General features: G+C 68.6%; 16 protein-coding genes. 7 read left to right on the top strand and 9 right to left on the bottom strand.

The window, feature by feature from the left end; all coding sequences use genetic code 11:
• Positions 1-140 precede the first annotated feature (140 nt).
• The 3 genes from guaA to Ahu01nite_RS10755 form a co-directional block, all read right to left on the bottom strand.
• Positions 141-1,694: a glutamine-hydrolyzing GMP synthase gene (gene guaA / locus Ahu01nite_RS10745; protein WP_203836328.1), complete on the bottom strand. Its 1,554-nt coding sequence runs from the start codon at positions 1,692-1,694 to the stop codon at positions 141-143.
• 43 nt (positions 1,695-1,737) lie between these two features.
• Complete coding sequence (locus tag Ahu01nite_RS10750; protein WP_203836329.1) at positions 1,738-3,360, bottom strand: S8 family serine peptidase; 1,623 nt, start codon at positions 3,358-3,360, stop codon at positions 1,738-1,740.
• Positions 3,361-3,427: 67 nt separating this feature from the next.
• Positions 3,428-5,164 (bottom strand): S8 family serine peptidase, encoded by a 1,737-nt coding sequence (locus tag Ahu01nite_RS10755; protein WP_203836330.1) that lies wholly within the window; start codon positions 5,162-5,164, stop codon positions 3,428-3,430.
• Between the two features lie 142 nt (positions 5,165-5,306).
• Between Ahu01nite_RS10755 and Ahu01nite_RS10760 the strand changes: the two genes are divergently transcribed.
• On the top strand, positions 5,307-6,410 hold the full coding sequence (locus tag Ahu01nite_RS10760; protein WP_203836331.1) for an LCP family protein: 1,104 nt from the start codon (positions 5,307-5,309) through the stop codon (positions 6,408-6,410).
• Here the strand turns inward: Ahu01nite_RS10760 and Ahu01nite_RS10765 are convergent.
• On the bottom strand, positions 6,400-7,782 hold the full coding sequence (locus tag Ahu01nite_RS10765; RefSeq protein WP_203836488.1) for a M1 family metallopeptidase: 1,383 nt from the start codon (positions 7,780-7,782) through the stop codon (positions 6,400-6,402). The genes Ahu01nite_RS10760 and Ahu01nite_RS10765 overlap by 11 nt on opposite strands.
• Before the next feature lie 49 nt (positions 7,783-7,831).
• On the bottom strand, positions 7,832-9,256 hold the full coding sequence (locus tag Ahu01nite_RS10770; RefSeq protein ID WP_203836332.1) for a M1 family metallopeptidase: 1,425 nt from the start codon (positions 9,254-9,256) through the stop codon (positions 7,832-7,834).
• Between the two features lie 98 nt (positions 9,257-9,354).
• Here Ahu01nite_RS10770 and Ahu01nite_RS10775 point away from each other — a divergent pair, with 98 nt between their 5' ends.
• The gene (locus Ahu01nite_RS10775; RefSeq protein ID WP_203836333.1) at positions 9,355-10,191 is read left to right on the top strand and encodes a DNA-3-methyladenine glycosylase family protein; all 837 of its coding nucleotides are present in this window, start codon (positions 9,355-9,357) and stop codon (positions 10,189-10,191) included.
• Between the two features lie 85 nt (positions 10,192-10,276).
• A complete protein-coding gene (locus Ahu01nite_RS10780; RefSeq protein ID WP_203836334.1) occupies positions 10,277-11,485 on the top strand; it encodes an MFS transporter in 1,209 nt (402 codons plus the stop codon).
• 150 nt (positions 11,486-11,635) lie between these two features.
• On the opposite strand, the gene Ahu01nite_RS10785 is transcribed toward Ahu01nite_RS10780, so the two are convergent.
• Both Ahu01nite_RS10785 and guaB read right to left on the bottom strand, forming a co-directional pair.
• Positions 11,636-12,754 (bottom strand): GuaB3 family IMP dehydrogenase-related protein, encoded by a 1,119-nt coding sequence (locus Ahu01nite_RS10785; protein ID WP_203836335.1) that lies wholly within the window; start codon positions 12,752-12,754, stop codon positions 11,636-11,638.
• Between the two features lie 64 nt (positions 12,755-12,818).
• Positions 12,819-14,306, bottom strand: coding sequence for an IMP dehydrogenase (guaB, locus tag Ahu01nite_RS10790; RefSeq protein ID WP_203836336.1), 1,488 nt, complete (start codon positions 14,304-14,306; stop codon positions 12,819-12,821).
• Positions 14,307-14,427: 121 nt separating this feature from the next.
• On the opposite strand from guaB, the gene Ahu01nite_RS10795 reads away from it, so the two are divergent.
• Positions 14,428-14,829 (top strand): DUF5319 domain-containing protein, encoded by a 402-nt coding sequence (locus tag Ahu01nite_RS10795; protein WP_203836489.1) that lies wholly within the window; start codon positions 14,428-14,430, stop codon positions 14,827-14,829.
• Positions 14,830-15,540: 711 nt separating this feature from the next.
• Here the strand turns inward: Ahu01nite_RS10795 and Ahu01nite_RS10800 are convergent.
• The gene (locus Ahu01nite_RS10800; protein ID WP_203836337.1) at positions 15,541-16,386 is read right to left on the bottom strand and encodes a response regulator transcription factor; all 846 of its coding nucleotides are present in this window, start codon (positions 16,384-16,386) and stop codon (positions 15,541-15,543) included.
• 231 nt (positions 16,387-16,617) lie between these two features.
• Between Ahu01nite_RS10800 and Ahu01nite_RS10805 the strand changes: the two genes are divergently transcribed.
• The 3 genes from Ahu01nite_RS10805 to Ahu01nite_RS10815 all read left to right on the top strand — a co-directional run bounded on the left by Ahu01nite_RS10805 (position 16,618) and on the right by Ahu01nite_RS10815 (position 17,977).
• Positions 16,618-17,007, top strand: a complete 390-nt coding sequence (locus Ahu01nite_RS10805; protein ID WP_203836338.1) for a WhiB family transcriptional regulator — start codon at positions 16,618-16,620, stop codon at positions 17,005-17,007.
• Between the two features lie 284 nt (positions 17,008-17,291).
• On the top strand, positions 17,292-17,681 hold the full coding sequence (locus Ahu01nite_RS10810) for a hypothetical protein (RefSeq protein WP_203836339.1): 390 nt from the start codon (positions 17,292-17,294) through the stop codon (positions 17,679-17,681).
• Entirely contained in the window at positions 17,681-17,977 is a 297-nt protein-coding gene (locus Ahu01nite_RS10815; RefSeq protein WP_203836340.1) for a hypothetical protein, read from the top strand. Before Ahu01nite_RS10810 ends, Ahu01nite_RS10815 begins: the two co-directional genes overlap by 1 nt.
• On the opposite strand, the gene Ahu01nite_RS10820 is transcribed toward Ahu01nite_RS10815, so the two are convergent.
• Positions 17,964-19,466, bottom strand: a complete 1,503-nt coding sequence (locus tag Ahu01nite_RS10820; RefSeq protein ID WP_203836341.1) for a molybdopterin-dependent oxidoreductase — start codon at positions 19,464-19,466, stop codon at positions 17,964-17,966. The two genes, Ahu01nite_RS10815 and Ahu01nite_RS10820, sit on opposite strands and share 14 nt — an antisense overlap.
• Positions 19,467-19,484 lie beyond the last annotated feature (18 nt).

Consider the following 19,484-nt stretch of genomic DNA (forward strand, 5'->3'; position numbering starts at 1 on the left):
GCACAGCGGGCCGCGGCGCACCGCACAGCGGGCCGCGGCGCACCGCACAGCGGGCCGCGGCGTACCGCACAGCAAAGCGGGGCCGGGCTGCCCGCTCTCAGAGCGGGCAGCCACGACCCCGGCCAGAAACGTGTGGGGGCTTACTCCCACTCGATGGTGCCCGGCGGCTTGGAGGTCACGTCCAGGACGACCCGGTTGACCTCGCGCACCTCGTTGGTGATCCGGTTGGAGATCGTGGCGATCACGTCGTAGGGCAACCGGGACCAGTCGGCGGTCATCGCGTCCTCGGACGAGACGGGCCGCAGGACCACCGGGTGGCCGTAGGTGCGGCCGTCGCCCTGGACCCCGACGCTGCGGACGTCGGCGAGCAGGACCACCGGGAACTGCCAGACCGAACGGTCGAGACCCGCGGCGGTGAGCTCCTCGCGGGCGATGAGGTCGGCGGCGCGCAGGATCTCGAGGCGGTCGCGGTCGACGGCGCCGATGATGCGGATGGCCAGGCCGGGGCCGGGGAACGGGTGCCGCTGGACGATCTCCTCGGGGAGGCCGAGCTCGGCGCCGAGGGCGCGGACCTCGTCCTTGAAGAGGGTGCGGAGGGGCTCGATCAGGGCGAACTGGAGGTCGTCGGGGAGGCCGCCGACGTTGTGGTGGGACTTGATGTTCGCCGTGCCGGTGCCGCCACCGGATTCGACCACGTCGGGGTAGAGCGTGCCCTGGACGAGGAATTCGATGTGGCGTTCCTCGTCGAGCTCGCGGGCCGCCGCCTCGAAGGTGCGGATGAACTCGCGGCCGATGATCTTGCGCTTCTGCTCGGGGTCGGTGACGCCCGCGAGGTGGCCGAGGAAGACGTCGGCGGCGTCGACGACCTTGAGCCGGATGCCGGTGGAGGCGACGTAGTCCTTCTCGACCTGCTCGGCCTCGCCCGCGCGCAGCAGGCCGTGGTCGACGAAGACGCACGTGAGCTGGTCGCCGATGGCCTTGTGCACCAGGGCCGCCGCGACCGCCGAGTCGACGCCGCCGGAGAGGCCGCAGATGACCTGCTTGTCGCCGACCTGGGCGCGGATCGCGGCCACCTGGTCGTCGATGATGTTGGACGAGGTCCAGGTGGGCTCGAGGCCGGCGATGTCGTAGAGGAAACGCTTGAGCATCTCCTGGCCCTGCTCCGTGTGCGCCACCTCGGGGTGGAACTGCACGCCGGCGCGGCGGGAGGCGAGATCCTCGAAGGCGGCGACGGGCGCTCCCGGGGAGGAGGCTGTCACGGTGAAGCCGGCCGGGGGCTCGGCCACGGAGTCGCCGTGCGACATCCAGACCGGCAGGCCCTCGGGGAGCTCACGCAGGAGCGTGCCGGCCTCCGCGGCCGGGGACAGCACCGTGCGGCCGTACTCCCGCGAGCCGGTGTGCGCGACCGTGCCGCCGAGCGCCTGGGCCATGGCCTGGAAGCCGTAGCAGATGCCGAAGACCGGCACCTCGTTGTCGAACAGCGTGGGGTCGAGCGAGGGCGCGCCCGGCTCGTACACACTGGACGGTCCGCCGGAGAGGATGATCGCGGCGGGGTTCTTGGCGAGCATCTCGGCGACGGGCATCGAGTGCGGGACGATCTCGGAGTAGACCCGCGCCTCCCGGACCCGGCGGGCGATCAGCTGGGCGTACTGGGCGCCGAAGTCGACGACTAGGACGGGGCGCGGTGTGCTCATGGACAGCGAGTCTACCGACGTGGGCAGGCGCCCCGAGAGGACCTCAGCGGTACCACTTGCGGACCGGCGTTGAGGCGACATTTCCGGCACGGTCGTACGCGCGTACGCGTACCGAGATGGTCTTGCCGTATCGAGCCGTGGCCACCGCGAACCGGTGTGACGTGCCCGCGTAGGTCTGCACCACCTTGCCATTGACCTGCAGCTCCAGCCGCCGGATGGCGTTGGCGTCGGAGGCCGTGGCGGTGACGTACTTCGTGCCGCGGATCTTGCGGGTGCCGTTCGCCGGGCCGCTGGTGATCTTGACGGTCGGCGCCCCGTTGTCGACCCGCAGAGTGCGGGTGGCGCTCGCCACGTTCCCACCGCGGTCGTACGCCTTCAGCCCGAGCGTCACCGAGGCACCACGGATCGCGCCGGAGTCCCACGTGAACGCGTACGGCGACGAGCGGTCCGTACCCACAACCTTGCCGTTCACGAGCAGTTCGACCTTGGCGACGTCGACGTCGTCGGTGGCTCGCGCGGTAACGGCGACCTTGCCCCGGACCAGCGCGCCCGATACCGGCGAGGAGAACGACGTGACCGGCGCCACGGTGTCGTCGGGAAGCGGCATCGACTTCTCGACGGCGAGGGCCCGCCCGGCGTCGACCCGGCCGGAGCCGACCCAGTCTCCGCCGATCTTGACGGCGGTGGATTCCAGCGCGGAGCGGATGGTCGCCGCGTCGGGCTTCGGGGTGGTCGACGCGAGCAGCGCGGCGACCCCGGCGACGAACGGTGTCGCGGAGGAGGTGCCGCAGTACTGGCCGGCGACCTGCTTCATCGACTGTGCGAGGTTGCAGCCGGGGGCCGCGATATCGACCCAGTCGCTGCCGTAGTTCGACCACGGGTAGCGCTCGTCGCTCTGCGTCGAGCCGCCCACCGCGAGAACCGAGGGAATCGCGGCCGGGTAGTGCTTGACCGTTTTGCCGCTGTTGCCCGCTGCCGCGATGACCAGGGCACCCTTGGCGCTTGCGTACGCAGCCGCGTCACGCAGGAGCTGACTGTCGTCGGCAGCGCCCAGGGAGAGGCTGATGACGTCGGCGCCCTGGTCCGCGGCCCAGCGGATGCCCGCACCGATGTCGCTGTAGCTGCCCATTCCGTTGCTGCCGAGCACCTTGACCGGCAGGATCCGGCAGTTCCAGCAGATGCCGGCGACACCGATCCCATTGTTGCCGGCGGCAGCGATCACGCCGGCGGCCTGCGTGCCGTGGCCCTCGTCGTCGGTGGCGTCGTTGTCGCCGTTGACGAAGTCCTTGCCGGGCAGCAGCCGGCCGGCGAGGTCCGGGATCGCGGTCACGCCGGTGTCCAGTACGGCGACCACGACACCGCTCGCGCCGTGGGTGGTCCCCCAGGCGACGTCGACGCCGGTCCTGGCGATCCCCCACTGGCCCGAGTAGGAGGGGTCGTTCGTGGCGATCCGGGCGATGTGGTCCGGCTCGACGTAGGTGACCGCGGGGTCGGCACGCAGCGCCTTCGTGGCCTGGCTCACCTGGCCGGCGGGCACCTCGACGGTGGTGGGGGCGCCGGTCCGGTAGCCGACCACCAGGGTGACGGGGTCGGCTGCCACGGGCGCAGAAACGGCCGGGCTCCCGGAGAGTGCGAGGAGGCCGGCCGTCACCGCGTTCAGAATCATGCGACCAGACTCGGTGCGCTCCGATCCGAAAATCGGACCGCACCGGGTGCGATCAGGTAGCTACCGCTCAGCGCGTGTAGGTGCGCGTCGCGACGTACTTCACGTTGCCCGCGTTGTCGTACGCGCGGATCTGCATCTTCATCGTCTTCGGCTGGCTGGCGGCCTTGAACTTCAGGACGTACCCCGAAGTGGTGTCGGTCGCCTTGACCTTGCCGTTGATCAGAAGTTCGACCTTCTTGATGCCGTTCTTGTCGGACGCCTTCACGTTGACGGTGACGGTGCCCTTCACCTTCGCCTTGTTCTTCGGGGCGCTGGTGATGCTTACGCTCGGGGTGATGTTGTCGGCGGTGATCCACTTGGTGGTGGACGTCTGGTTGCCGGCCCGGTCGGTCGCCTTCAGCAGGAACGTGACCTTCCCGTTCTTGCCCTTGGTGTCATAGGTGAACTGGTGCGGCGCGGCATTGTCGCGGGAGACCCACGTGCCGTTGACGTAGAGGTCGACGTACTTGACGCCGGACCAGTCGTCGCCGGTGGTGGCCTTGATCGTGACCTTGCCGTGCATGCGCCAGCCGTTGCCCGGCGACGAGATGCTGATCGTCGGCTTGCCCCGGTCGGTACCCCGGTTGACAGCCGCACCCGCGTCGACCATGCCGTACTTGTTCCACGTGCCGATCTTGCGAGCGGACGAGAACAGCACCTGCTGCAGCGACCAGCTGTTGTAGTCGGGGTGAGCGGACTTGATCAGCCCGGCCACACCGGCCACGATCGGCGACGAGAACGACGTGCCGCTGTAGTCGCTGTTGTACGTGCCGTTCGTCGCCATGGTGGTGACGTACTCGCCGGGAGCCGCGAGGTCGACCCAGCTGTCACCGTAGTTGGAGAAGTAGACCCGGCCGTCCGAGCGGTACGAGGTAGCGCCGACCGAGACCACGTCCGGCAGCGCCGCCGGGTACATCTTGGTCCCGGTGCCCTCGTTGCCCGCCGCGGCGACGACAAGAACGCCCTTGGAGTTGGCGTACTTCACCGCGTCGGCGACGACCTGGCTGTAACCGTCGAGGCCGATGGACAGGTTGATGATCTGCGCGCCGACGTTGCTCGCGTAGGTGATGCCCTTGGCGATGTCGCTGGCGTAGCCCATCCCGTCGGCGTTGAGCACCTTGACCGGGATGATCGTGCAGCTCCAGCAGGCACCGGCCATGCCGGCGCCGTTGTTGCCACGGGCCGCGATGAGCGAGGAGACGGCGGTGCCGTGTCCGTTGTCATCCGTGGTGTTGCCCGTGTTGGCCCAGTAGTTGTAGCCACCGGCAACCGCGCCGGTGAGGTCGCCGACCTTGGCCACACCGGTGTCGACCACAGCGATCTTGATGGCGGAACCCGTGGTCTTGGACCACGCGGTCGGCCACTTGACCTGGTCGGCCTCGGGCTGGTTGCCGTTGGTGTACTCCGGGTCGTCCGGCACCACGTCGGCCACGTGGGCCTTACCGTCAACCTCGACGTACGCGACGCTCGGGTCACGCCGCAGCACGGAGGCCACGGCGGCCTGACGCGACGCGGGCACCTCGATGGTCTGAACGCCCAGCGGCGCGAGGGCCGCCTTCGCCTCGGCGGTCAGGTTGGTGAACTTGGCGCCTAGGGCGGACGCCGTGTTTGCCGATGCCGTGGTGTCGGTACCGGCCTTGAAACCGATGATCAGGCGGACCGGCGCTTCGCCCGCCGTTGCCACCGTAGGCGCCACGGCCGAGGCCGCGATGACTCCGATGGACAGCGCTCCGACGACCAGGCGTCGTGCGACATGCTTCTTCAAGCCGTGCCTCCCCGTTTGATCCGCTCGCCCGGCGGATCGCGGCGGTCAGCTTAAGACGGATTTCATGTTTGGCTAGTCCCTGTTCCATCAAGCGAGATCTTGGGTCATTGAGCTGCTTGAAAGTGTCGCCTACTGTTCCATCATGCGGACAAAGACGATCTTGTGGACGGCGGCGGCAGCGGTTGTTGTCCTTCTGCTCGCCGGAGCGGGCATCACCTTCGCCCTCCGCAGCGGCGACGACGAGGACACCGCGAGCACCGCGCCGAGCGCCGTGGCGAGTGTCCCGTTGGCACCCTCGCCGAGCGCCACACCTTCGCCGTCGCCCGGTTCCGACATCACCGGGCCGCTCGACCTGCTGCTGCTCGGGGTGGACACCCGGGTCAGCGTGGCGGACTGGCAGCCGCACTCGGACTCCATCATGTTGCTGCACGTCGACGCCGGACTCAAGACCGCATATCTCACGTCTCTGCCGCGCGACCTCCGCGTCGACATCCCCGCTTTCGCCAAGAACGGATATCCGGGTGGACGACACAAACTGACCGAGGCGATGGCGTACGGCGCCCGGGTCAAGGGCACCGACAAGGCGAACGTGCCGCAGGGCTATGAGCTGCTCGCCAAGACGATCAGCGCGTACACCGGGATCAAGAAGTTCGACGCCGGCGCGGTCCTGACGTTCGGCGGCCTCGCCAAGCTGACCGACGCGCTCGGCGGCGTGACGCTCACCATCGACCAGAAGGTCGTGTCGCACCACCGCAAGCCCGACGGCAGCATGCGTCCGCTCAAGGCGGGCGGCGGCGACTACGTGGGGCCACAGGCCGTCTACCTTCCGGGAACGCGCACGCTGGTCGGCTGGCAGGCGATCGACTACGCCCGGCAGCGGTACGGGCTCCCGAACGGCGACTACGACCGCACCCGGCACCAGCGCCAGCTCGTCAGGGCGCTGCTCACCAAGGCTGAGAGCTCAGGGCTCGCCACCGATTCGAGCAAACTGCAGGCCGTGATCACCGCGCTCGGCGACTCGCTGCTGCTGACCGGGTCACGATCCGCTGTTGAGTACGCGTACGCGCTGCGCGACCTGACCCCGGCGTCCATCAAGCTCGTCGACCTGCCGGGCGACTCGGTGTCCAGCGGCGGCGGTTACGTCGGCGAGCAGCTCAGCGCGGAGGGCCGGGCGTACCTGAAAGCAGTCGCCGCCGGGAAACCCGCGGCGTTCCTCGCCGGCCACCCGAAGCTGATCAATAAGTAGGCCGGTAGCTCCCGGAGAGCCAGACGTCGAAGAACTCGCCGAGCTTCTGACCGGAGATCCGCTCGGCGGCGGCGATGAAGTCCGCGGTGGTGACATTGCCGTTCGCGTGCGTCTTGGTCCAGGACCGCAGCAGCTTGAAGAACGAGGTGTCACCGATCCTGGTACGCAGTGCGTGCAGCGCCATCGCACCCCGCTCGTACGGGCCGGACGAGAGCAGCCCGTCCGGCCCCGGGTCCTCGGCGGGCAGCACCTGCCAGGGGTAGTTGGTGTACTGCTCGTGGACCGTCTGCTCGACCGTCGGGCCGCCCTCCTGATCGAGCCACAGCCATTCGGCGTACGTGGCGAAGCCCTCACTCAGCCAGAAATCCTGCCAGCGGGTCAGCGACACACTGTTGCCGAACCACTGGTGGGCCAGCTCGTGCGCGATCACGGCGGTGTTCTGACGCGACGAGCCGTCGAGCGCGTGCCGGCTGTACACCGGCCGGGTCTGGGTCTCCAGCCCCGAGTCCAGCCCGGGGTCGTCGATCACCACCCCGCCGTACGCGTCGAACGGGTACGGCCCGAACCGCTTCTCGAACCAGTCCGCGATCTCCCCGGTGCGGGCGAGCGCGCGGGCCTCGGGCGCGTTCGCGGACATCGTGGCCGGCACCGCGGTGATCATGGGCTTTCCCTGATGGGTACTGGTCGTGACGCGGTACTTACCGATCGCCACGAAGGCCAGGTAGGTCGCCATCGGAGCGGCCTGCGACCAGCGCCACGTGGTCCGGCCGTCCCTGCTGGTCGACCTGCCCGGGATGCCGTTGCTGATCGCGGTGAGCCCCTGCGGCACGGTCATCTCCAGCGCGAACGCCGCCTTGTCGGCCGGGTGGTCGTTCGCGGGGAACCAGGCGCCGGCGGAGAACGGTTCGCCCAGCGCGTACGTTCCCCTGGCGGTCCTGTGCCACCCGCCCGGACCGACGACGGGGGTCTTGATCTCCCGCGGGGTGCCGCCGTAACTGACGACGACCGTGAACTTCTTGCCGCGCTTGATGCCGGTCGGCGCCGCGACGGCCACTTCGGCGCTGCTCGCGCTGGTGACAGCGGTGAGCCCGTTGACAGTGACCTCGCGGACGGTCAGGCCGGTGAGGTCGAGGTGGAAGCCCGACAGGTTCTGCGTGGCGGTGGCGGTGATGGTCGCGGTGCCGTCGAGCCGGCCGGAACTCGGTTCGTAACGCAGCTTCAGGTCGTATCTGCCCACGTCATAACCGCCGTTGCCGGCCGAGGGGAAGTACGGGTCACCGATGCCCGAGCTTCCCGGGGAGAACACGACGGGTTTCGGGCTGGCGGGCATGACCGGGACCGGTGCGTCGCCGGCTGAACAGCCGGCGAGCATCAGGACCAGGGCACCCGCCACCACGACTCGCACATAGAAATAGACGCCGCTAGGGGTGCGCTGGTTGAGTACGACTTTCCAGCCAGGCCCGGAAAAAGGACGTCAGGTCCTTTCCGGATGCCCTTTCAGCCGCCGCGATGAACTCCGCGGTGGTGGCGTTGCCGTCGCGGTGCTCGGCCGGCCACGACTTCAGGAGAGCGAAGAACGCCTGGTCACCGATGGTTTTGCGGAGAGCGTGCACGGCCATCGCGCCGCGCTGGTAGACGGCGTCGCCGAAAATCTTGTCCGCGCCGGGATCGCCCGTCGGCGTCTTCCAGTCGAAGTCCCGATATGCCCGATCGAACGCCTGCTGCGTTGTTTCCTCACCCTTGTGCTCCTGCCAGAGCCATTCCGCGTACGTCGCGAAGCCCTCGTTCAGCCAGATGTCCTGCCAGCGTTCGAGGGCCACGCTGTCGCCGTACCACTGGTGGGCAAGTTCGTGCGCGACGACCGTCGGGTTGCTGCGCTCCCGGAAGAAGACGTTGCCGTAGACGGGGCGGGACTGGGTCTCGAGGGCGTAGCCGACGCGGTTGTCATCGATCACCACCCCGCCGTACGCGTCGAACGGATAGGGCCCGAAGAGGGTGACCAGATAATCGGCGATCTCCCCGGTCAGAGCCATGGACTGAGCGGCCGGTCCGTCCGCGGGCAGCGAGTCGGGGATCGCGATCACCATCGGCTTGCCGTCATGGGTCGAGCTCTGCACCCGGTACTGTCCGATGACGACGGTCGCCAGATAGCTGGCCATCGGCTTGTCCTCGCTCCACCGCCAGGTGGTCCAGCCGGCCGCGGTGCTGCGCTCACCCGCCACCCCGTTGCTGATCGCCTCCACCCCGTCGGGCACGGCCATGGCCAGCGCAAACGTCGCCTTGTCGCTGGGGTGGTCGTTCACCGGGAACCACGTGCTCGCCGATTCCGGCTGTCCCAGGGCAAAAGCGCCATCCTTGGTACGCAGCCAGCCGCCCACGCCCAGCGCATCGTTGGTCAGAGGTGCGGGCCTGCCCCCGTAATCGACGACCACGGTGAAGCCGGTCCCCTTGACGATCCCCGCCGCGGGAGTGACCACGAGCTCGTTCCCGTCAGCCTTGCTCGTCGCCGGCTGCCCACCCACGGTCACCTTGCTCGCGACGAGCGTCGCCAGGTCGAAGTGGAGACTCGACAGGTCCTGCGTGGCGGTCGCCGTGATCGTCGCGGTGCCGTCGAGCTGCCCCGACGTGGGGTCGTAGCGCAGGTTCAGGTCATACCCGGCGACGTCGTACCCTCCGTTGCCGTAGGTCGGGAAGTACGGGTCACCAGCACCCTCAGCCCCCGGCGTGAAGCTCGCCGCAACCGTCGGCGCCGTGCTCCTGACGGGCTCCGCTGGTTTCTCACCGTCCGCCGTGCACCCGCCGATCGCAAGCACGACGATGGCCGCCGCCGCGATTCCTGCCCGCATGTAACCGCTCCCCCGCTCGTCACGTCCGTACGAGGCTACGTCGCCCTGGCTTCAGCCCTTCCCTTCCGGAGGCGTTTGATGTCAGTATCCTGACACCCATGACCGATCACCAGGCCACCATCGAGCCCAGGGGCGAGTTCGAGCTCTCCCGCGCTATCGCCTTCCTTGAGGCATGGCCGGCTACCCAACTGCCGGCGAACGGCACTGACCTGTGTTTCTCCTACTGCTCGGAGAGCGACTGGCAGCCCGTCGACATCCGCGTCTCGCAATCCGGCCGCAAGGTCAACCTGACGATGACCGCCCCGGTCGAGGACGAGGTCGCCAGAATCCTCTCGCTGGACATCGATGGCACACCCCTCACCGACATCGCAGGCCGCGACCCGGTCGTGGCCCGCCTGCTCGCCGCGGCTCCGGGACTGCGACCGGTCTGCTTCTGGACCCCGTGGGAGGCGGCCTGCTGGGCGGTCCTGTCCCAGCGCACGTCGAGGCGCACGGCAACGGCCCACAAACAACGCATCACCCGCGAGCTCGGTACGCGCTCCGCGTTCCCGTCACCCCAGGTGATCCTGGAGGCGCAGGCCCTGCCCGGCGTCAACCCTGTCAAACTAGAACGCCTGCACGCCCTCGCCGCGGCGGCCCTCGACGGAACGCTCACGACCAGGGCACTACGCGCCGTCCCCGCCGCAGAAGCCCTGGCCAGCCTGCAGGAGCTCCCCGGAATCGGCCCTTTCTCCGCGGACCTGATCCTCATCCGCGGAGCCGGCTCCCCCGACATCGCCCCCACGACCGAGTCCCGCCTGCTCACCGCGATCCAGCACGCCTACGAGCTTCCGGAACCCCCGACGCCCACCGAGTTCCGCGCCATCACCGACGCCTGGCAGCCCCTCCGCTCCTGGGTCTCCTTCTTCTTCCGCGCGACCCCGCTCCCGGCTTGACAGCACAGATAATCTGATCCTCCGTACCTCCGGCCAGCCGTGAGTCGCGAGGGGGCCCCTGCCCTCTCGACACTCAGGAGCCGTAATGCGCCGGGCGCCCGCCCTCTCCTTCCTGCTCATCACCGTCTTTCTCGACCTGCTCAGCCTGGGCCTGATCGTGCCGATCGTCCCGGCCCTGCTGACCACGGTCACCGGGGACGCCGCCGACGCGGTCCGCTGGTCCGGCCTGCTCGGCTCGACGTTCGGCCTGCTGCAATTCGTCGTCGCACCGCTGCTGGGACAGCTCTCCGACAGGTACGGCCGCCGCCCGGTCCTGCTCACCTCGCTGGCCTGCCTCGGCGTCGACTGGCTGGCTCACGCGATCTCCCCGGACCCGTGGACGCTGCTGGCCTTCCACGCCCTGGCCGGTGCCTGCGCGGGCACGAACACCGTGGTCAACGCGTACGTCGCGGACATCATCGAACCCCGTGGCCGGGCCCGCGCGTACGGGCTGATCGGCGCAGCCTTCAGCTGTGGCTTCGTAGCCGGCCCCACCATCGGCGGCCTGCTGGGAGCAATGGACGTACGCCTGCCGTTCTTCGCAGCGGCCGCCCTCTGCTTCGCCAACGTCGCCTACGGCTGGTTCGTCCTCCCCGAATCCCGCCCCGGCGACCGCACGACCCCGCTGACCCTGCGAACGGCCAACCCCATCGGCGCCCTCACGGCGGTCCTCCGCCGCCCCACCCTCGGCCGCCTCGCCCACGCCCGCCTCTACAGCGACATCGCCCGCATGACCCACCAGTCAACCTGGGCCTTCTACCTGACCACCCAATTCACCTGGTCCACCGCCCACATAGGCCTGGTAATGGCCGGCGCTGCCCTGGCCGGCGCCCTCTTCCAAGCCACAGCGGTCGCCCCGATCATCCACCGCCTTGGAGTGAAACGCGCTGCGGTCCTTGGGGCCACACTCACGGTCGCCACTCTTACCGGCACCGCTTTCGCAAACGCACCATGGCAGCTCTACGCCGTTCAAACAGTCGCCGTACTCAGCTCATTCGGCCCGGCAGCAGCTCAATCTTGGATCTCCACCACTGCCACCCCCACAGAACAAGGCACAGTCCAAGGCGCCCTGACCGCAATCAGCGCAACCGCAGAAACCCTCGTCCCGATAACGGCCGCAGCAGCCTTCGCCTGGTCCCTGACCCACGCCACCCCAGGCCTCCCCTTCGCCGTAGCAGCAGCCTTCACCGCCACATCGGCCCTCCTACTGTCCAAAACAGACAGACCCCGCCCCCACCCCACGCGCCCTAACTAATCCAGCCACCAAGCGCGCAAAGCAACAGCGAGTGTTGGAACCGGGGGTGACCACAACGGGTTCGGGGCGGGCATTGCCTCACGCAGGGATCAAGCCTGACCGCCCTGCGTGAGGCAATGCCCGCCCCCGAACCCAACCGTGACGCAAAACCTACTTATCCAAAACGAGCGCCACTTTTTGGAACTCTTTAACGTCGCTGTATCCGCACTTGGCCATGGCCCGCTTGAGACCGCCGAACAGGTTCAGCTGCCCATCAGCCCGGGAAGCCGGCCCGTAAAGCAACTCCTCCATGGTCCCGTCCGGCTCGCCCGCGATGCAGAAACCGCCGCGCGGAAGGCTCGGGTGAGAAGCCGCCGAATGCCACCAAGCTCCGCCGGCGGGTGCGCCCTCGGCAAGAGAGAGGGGCTCACCGAGCATCACGGCGTCGGCGCCGCAGCCGATTGCCTTCGCGATGTCGCCCGAGGTGGAGATGCCGCCGTCGGCGATGAGGTGGACGTAGCGGCCACCGGTCTCGTCGAGGTAGTCGCGGCGGGCCGCGGCGGCGTCGGCGATCGCGGTCGCCATCGGGACGCGGATGCCGAGGACGGTGTCCGTGGTGGACCACTCGTCCGCGCCGATGCCGACGATGACGCCTGCCGCGCCGGTGCGCATGAGGTGCAGGGCGGTCTTGTAGTCGGTGCAGCCGCCGACGATGACGGGAAGGTCGAGGTCGGCGATGAATTCTTTGAGGTTGAGGGGCTCGTCGGTGGTGGAGACGTGCTCCGCGCTGACCAGGGTGCCCTGGATGACGAGCAGGTCGACGCCCGCGTCCAGGATCACCGGGGCGAGCTGGAGGGTGTGCTGCGGGGAGACGCGGACCGCGACGGTGATGCCGCCCTCACGCATGGTGCGGACGCGCTCGGCGATCAGCTCGGGACGGATCGGCTCGGCGTAGACCTCTTGGAGGCGCTTGGTGGCGTCGGCTTCCTCGTCGAGCGAGGCGAGCTCTTCGAGGATCTTGCTCGGGTCCTCGTAGCGGGTCCAGAGGCCTTCGGCGTTGAGCACGCCCAGGCCGCCGAGGCGACCGAGGGCGATGGCCGAGGCCGGGCTCATGGTCGCGTCCGACGGGTGCGCGACGCAGGGGATCCGGAACGGGTAGGCGTCCACCTTCCAGTCGGTGGATACGTCTTCCACGTCCCGGGTGCGGCGGCTGGGGACGATCGCGATGTCGTCCAGGTGATACCCGCGCTGGGCCGTCTTGCCCAGACCGATCTCCACCACGTCGCGCATCAGAAAAACCCTTCAGTCCGTATTTGGGCGGTGGGTGGGGCGGTTGGAAGGTCCTTCTTAGAATTTAGCGGGAGTGGTAGTTGGGGGCTTCGACCGTCATCTGGATGTCGTGCGGGTGGCTCTCCTTCAGTCCCGCAGCGGTAATCCTGATGAGCTGACCCTTCTGCTGCAAGTCGGGGATCGTCTCGGCGCCGGCGTAGCCCATGGCGAGCCGGAGCCCGCCGACGAGCTGCTGCGCGACCCGGGACAGCGGGCCGCGATAGGGCACCTGACCCTCGACGCCCTCGGGGACCAGCTTCTCCTCGGCGACGTCGTGCTGGAAGTAGCGGTCCTTGGAGTAGGACTTGGCCTGGCCGCGCGACTGCATGGCACCGAGCGAGCCCATGCCGCGGTAGGACTTGTACTGCTTGCCGTTGACGAAGATCAGGTCACCGGGGCTCTCCTCGGAGCCGGCCAGCAGGCCGCCGAGCATGATCGAGTCGGCGCCGGCCACGATCGCCTTGGCGATGTCGCCGGAATACTGGATGCCGCCGTCCGCGATGACCGGGACACCGGCGGGCTTGCAGGCGCGGGCGGCCTCCATGACAGCCGTGATCTGCGGCACGCCGACCCCGGCGACGATGCGGGTGGTGCAGATGGCACCGGGCCCGACGCCGACCTTGACCGCGTCGGCACCGGCCTCGACCATCGCCTTGGCGCCGGCGTAGGTCGCGACGTTGCCGCCCACGATGTCGATCGTGGCGTCCTTCTTCAGCCGGGCGATCATGTCGAGCACCTGGCGCTGGTGGCCGTGCGAGGTGTCCACGATGAGCACATCGACGCCGGCCTCGATCAGGCCGCGGGCGCGCTTGTAAGACTCGTCACCGACACCGATCGCAGCGGCGACCCGGAGCCGGCCCTGCGCGTCCTTGGTGGCGTTGGGGTGCTGCTCGGTCTTGACGAAGTCCTTGACCGTGATCAGCCCACGCAGGTGGCCGCCACCGTCGACCAGCGGAAGCTTCTCGACCTTGTGCTGCTGGAGCAGGGCCAGGGCCGCTTCCTTGCTGACGCCGACCTCGGCGGTGACCAGCGGCATCTTCGTCATGACGTCGCGCACCTTGGCGGAGTCGTCGGTGACGAAGCGCATGTCGCGGTTGGTGACGATGCCCACGAGCACGCCCTCACCGTCGACCACGGGCACACCCGAGATGCGGTAGCGACCACAGAGCTGGTCGACCTCACGCAGGGTGTCGTCGGGGCTGCACGTGACCGGGTTGGTGATCATCCCGGACTCGGAGCGCTTGACCAGGTCGACCTGGGCCGCCTGGTCCTCGGGCGAAAGGTTGCGGTGCAGCACGCCGATGCCGCCCTCGCGGGCCATGGCGATCGCCATCTTCGCTTCGGTCACCGTGTCCATCGCGGCGGACAGCAACGGGATCGAGAGCTCGACGTTACGAGACATCCGGGTGACCGTGTTGACCCGGCTCGGCACGATGTCCGATTCGCCTGGCTGGAGCAGGACGTCGTCGAACGTAAGACCGAGAGGAACCGTGCGCGCGGAGTCGTTTTCCACAGATCATCCCTACAGGAGAGGCCGAGTGTTACATCCTACCCATCGTCAAGTCGTTACCCGTGGGGACGGACAGCAGGTGCGGGCCAGCACACATTGCCCTCAGGTGGGTACGGTAGACATCGTGCAGGAAGAGCCGATCGACCCGTTCAACGGCGACCCCGCCGACCCGGCCGCCGGACTCGACGACCTCTCGGAGGACGCCGAGCAGGAACCGCTGACCGAGGCCGAGCGGCAGGACGTCCTCGAGGACCTCTCCGACCTGGAGATTTACCAGGCGTTGCTGAGTCCTACGGGCATCCGTGGGCTGGTGATCGAGTGCGAGGACTGTCACGAGCCGCACTACTTCGACTGGGATCTGCTCCGGGGCAACCTGCGGCATCTGCTGTCGTCCGGGCGGCCCAGGGTGCATGAGCCGGCTTACGACCCGGATCCGGACCACTACGTCACGTGGGAATATGCGCGCGGTTATGCAGATGGCGTTCACGACACGCTGACAGAGGGCACGGACGACGACGCTAGCTAGGTGGGTTGTCAGAGCGCTACCCAGCGCCGTGGTCTGTGAACCGAGCGCTACACAGCTCCGTGGTCTGCAAAACAGAGCGCTACCCAGCGTCGTGGTCTGTGAACTGAGCGCAATACGGCTCCGTGGGTCTGTAACGGCAAACACCCACCACCTCGGCAACCACCCACCACGGCCGGGCACCCTGAGCGCCGTGAGCGACAAACTGAGCGCAACGAGCTGGGTGGGTCTGTAAGAACCGAGCGGAGCAGAGCCGGGTGGGTCTGTGAAAAAGCGAGCGAAGCTGAGCTGGGTGGGTCTGTAACTGGCCTCCCTGAGTTTCTGGCCTCGCTTCGCTCGGCGGGCACTTCGCCCCTGGGAGCCGATGTCGAGTGCACCAAAAAGCAGACCACGGAAAAGCGCCGCGGTCTGCTTTTTGGCACCCTCAACATCGACGGGCGAAGTGCGGAGCCAGTTCACTGGGTTGGATCTGTAAAAGCGGGGCTGACTGGGTTGGATCTGTGAAAGCGGGGCTGACTGGGTTGGATCTGGAAAAGCGGGGGTGACTGGGTTGGATCTGGAAAAGCGGGGGTCGCTGGGTTGGATCTGGGAAAACGCGGTTTACTGGGTGGATCTAGAAATATGGGGTTTAGCGGGTTTAGTGGGTTGTTTTGGGGTGCGCCTGGGCTGGAGGGGGTCAGGCGCAACCAAGTTGGCGGTGGGTGACCGGGAGTGTTAGGCCACTAGGCCGGCTCGGAAGCCGGCGGCTACTGCGTGGGCTCGGTCTCGGGCGCCTAGTTTTCGGAAGAGGCGGCGGGCGTGGGTTTTTACTGTGTCTTCGGAGACGAAGAGTTCGCGGCCGATTTCGGCGTTGCTCTTGCCGTCGGCCATTCCTCGTAGAACTTGGAGCTCACGCTCCGTGAGGGTGAGGCGGCGGCCTGCCGGGGCGGCCTCGCCGGGGCGGCCGTCGTTGCCCGGCCAGACCAGCGGGCGGCCGGTGACCGGGTCGATGTCCGGGCCGTCGCCACGCTGCGCGGGGACCATCGGGGAGTTCGGCAACATGGCGGGTACGCCGGCCGCGTTGGGAGTGCCCGCCATTGCGAGGCCTTCCCGGTGCAGGCCGCGCGCGGCCGCCGAGTTGTTGTTGCGGCCCGCCTGACCCACCGCCGCGGGCTGGGCATTCGCGCCGTTCATCGGCATGCCCTGCGGGCGGACCGGCAACAGCAACAGAAGTAGAGCCTTGGCGACGACGCTGACCAGGTCGTGCTCGACGCCGCGGATGACACCGCGGGCGCCGGCGGCGACCGCGGCGGCGGCGACCCGGGGGTCTTCCGCGCCGAAGAGAACGAGTTGTGCCTGTGGGGCGCGGGCGAGTACGCGCCGGGTGAAGCCGACGCTGTCGGGACGGGTCACGGCGGTGTCGGCCAGGACAACCTCGGCCGGCCTCTCAGCCAGTCGGATCATGGCCTCGGTCTCGCTCACCGCGGTCCGCACGACACCGGTCATGCCGAGCCGGGCCGCGGTGGACGCGACGGTCTGGGCCGCTAGTGGGGTACGGACGCACACGAGGACGGTACGCACAGTGATCCTCCTTCTCTCTCAGAGGAGATCACGCGAGGGCCGCAGCATTACGCGCTTTAGATGGAAAAAATGGGAAACATCGGTAGGGTTCGCGGCACCGATGCGATACGGCTGACGAAGACATCGACAACTCGTGTGTGATCCGGCGTGTGCCGGGGTAAACGGGCGGCAGGCCTGAGCCAGGGCCCCTCATGACAACACTCCGCGGTGCCGCGCGGGAGGAGGGTGTTGATGTCGAACGTTCGCAGACTGCCCGGGCCCATCGCCGACCTTTGGGATTGGCAGCGACTCGGTAATTGCCGGGGCCGGGACAGTACCCAGTTCTTTCACCCCGACGGCGAGCGCGGGTCGTCCCGCAATCGCCGCGAGGCCAAGGCCAAGAGCATGTGTGGCGCCTGCCCGGTGCGGGCGGAGTGCGCAGCACACGCGCTGGCCGTCCGTGAGCCTTACGGGGTCTGGGGAGGTTTGACCGAGGCGGAGCGGCTGCGGCTGCTCGCGGTCGGCTGGGAAGACCTTGCCGATCGGCATCACGGACGGGTCGACCTCGTCCGGCTCGAGGCACGCCTCGGCCGGCCCCACAAGTCGACGGTTCCGGCACAACGGCAGGCACCTGCGGCCTGACGGCGCACCGAGCGCGGCACAACAACACAGCTGACGACGCGGTTCCCCTGCGGGAGCCGCGTCGGCGTATTCGACGGCATGTCAGCCGCATCCGTGGACATGCAAGCCACCGTATGAGCGAACTTGGCCTTGACGTCGGACGAAAAGTGCGGCTTTCGCGTGACACGGTTATCCGGAGTGCGCAGCGCTGACCGGATACCCGCAAACGTGCGCAGCCCGCGGAACCACGGCGATACGCTCCGGGAACCCAGCGAGCGAGTCACCGGAGCGGAGCGCAGGCGGACATGCCCGGAACCGACATCAAGCCCACCGAGCCGGACCGCCTCGACCGCATCGAGCAGGCAATCGTCCACATCTCGTCGGTGCTCGAGAGCCTCCGGCAGGACCACGATCACGCCGCTACGGGTGCGAGCCGGATGGCCTCCCGCCTCGACCTGATCGACAGCGCGGTCAGCGCCCTGGCAGCGACGGTCGCCGAACGAAAACGAGCCGAGCCTGTCAGAGAAACGACACCCGACGTCGAGGGACTGCTCACCCTGCTGGACACGAGGCAGTCGGTGCCCGGGCTCTGGCCGACGGTGATCGGCGTGGGTTCGCTGCTCGATCTGGACGGCCGGGCCACGTACGAGTCGATGGTCACGGTCATGACCGACGCTCAGGGCTACCAGAACTGATGACGACGACGTCGCAGTACTTCAAGCTCGCCGTCGAGACCCCGGACGAGGACATCAAGCGCTGTCTGCTGACCCTCGCCGAGCGGGATCAGGCCGACCGGATGGAGCTGGCCCGGCTGGCACACTCCGCCGCACGTCGCGGGCAGATCTTCGGCATCCTCGCCGTCACGCTCTGCGCGGCGCTGGCCGGCTATGTCGCCTTCCTCGGGCACCCGGGCTGGGCGGCGGCCGTCGTGCTGATCGAGGTGGCGGGGGTCGCCGGCGCCAACGTGGCCGGTCGGCTCAGTCGACGGTGACCTCGACCGAGTGCCAGCCCGTGGCGCCGTCCGGAGCCGGCGGCGCCCCCTCCTCGGTCTGCGTCTGACCCTCGGCGTCGGTGGCCCGGACCTGGATCCGGTGGTCGCCCTTGGTGCCCTGCCACGCGTAGGACCACTGCACCCACGTGTCGGCAGAAACCGCCGGCGCCAGGGTCGCCGCCTCCCAGGCGTTGTCGTCGACCTGCACCTCGACCTTGCTGATGCCACGGTGCTGCGCCCAGGCCACGCCGGCGATCATCACCTGACCGGCCGGCTTCTTGGCGCCGTCCTTCGGGGTGTCGATGCGCGATTCCGTCTTGATCGGGCCGAGCGCCGACCAGCCCCGCGGCACCCAGTACGCGTCGAAGTCGGTGAACCGGGTCAGCTCGATCTCCGTCACCCACTTGCAGGCGGAGACGTAGCCGTACAGTCCCGGGACGACCATGCGGACCGGGAAGCCGTGCTCCACCGGTAGCGGCTGGCCGTTCATGCCGATCGCCAGCAGCGCGTCGCGGCCGTCCCGCAGGACGGCGGTGGGGCTGCCGCAGGTCCAGCCGTCGGCCGACCGGGCCACCGCCTGGTCGGCGTCGGGCAGTGGGTCCGCCTCGTCGAGCAGGTCCTTGAGCGCGGTGCCGAGCCAGAGGGCGTTGCCGATCAGGTCGCCACCGACCTCGTTGGACACGCAGGCGAGCGTGACGTACCGCTCGACCATCGGCCGCTGCAGCAGCTGCTCCCAGGTGATGGTGATCGGGTTACGGACCATGCCGTGGATGCGCAGCTGCCAGGTGGCCGGGTCGACCTGCGGCGGGTAGAGCGACGTGTCGATCCGGTAGAAACTCTCGTTCGACGAGACGTACGGCGTCGCCCCCGCAACCTGGGCACCGGCCGGGACCGTGGGGACGGCGGCACTGGGCTTGGGCAGCACGACCGATTTGCGCGCCTCGGTCACAGCCCGGCTCGAGGTGAAGAGCCGCCCGGCGAATCCGCCGACGACCCCGACGCCCGCCACGATGCCGACCCCGATGAGGAAACGCCGTCTCGAGTCCGAGTCGACCGGCTCCACCGCCTGGGCCAGGGGAACAAGCCGGCGCAGAGCAAAAATCGCCACCGCCGCCGCGATGAGGGAGGGCAGGGCCGCGAACACCCCCGCGTCGTGCCGGGTGACTGCGGCGGTCACGCCGATCACGGCGAAGAGCGCGATTCCCGCGTACGCCCAAAGCCAGGACCGCAGCGCGACAATTCCCACCAGGCCGGCGTAAACACCGAGCAGGATCGCCGTCCCCGTGATGAGCGCGGTCTTGTCGTGCGTGCCGAAGACGGAGATGCCGAAGTCCTTCACCGGCGCGGGCACGTTGTCGACGACCACGCCCCCGACGGCGAGCAGCGGCGACGACAACGGACCGGTGAACACGGCGACGATCTCGGCGAGACCGACGGCCACGGCGGCGGCCGCGATCCCGGCCAGGCCCGCGCGGAGGGTGAGCTTCACGCTTCCATGGTGCACCCT

It is taken from the genome of Winogradskya humida, from assembly GCF_016862215.1.
Taxonomy (GTDB): domain Bacteria; phylum Actinomycetota; class Actinomycetes; order Mycobacteriales; family Micromonosporaceae; genus Actinoplanes; species Actinoplanes humidus.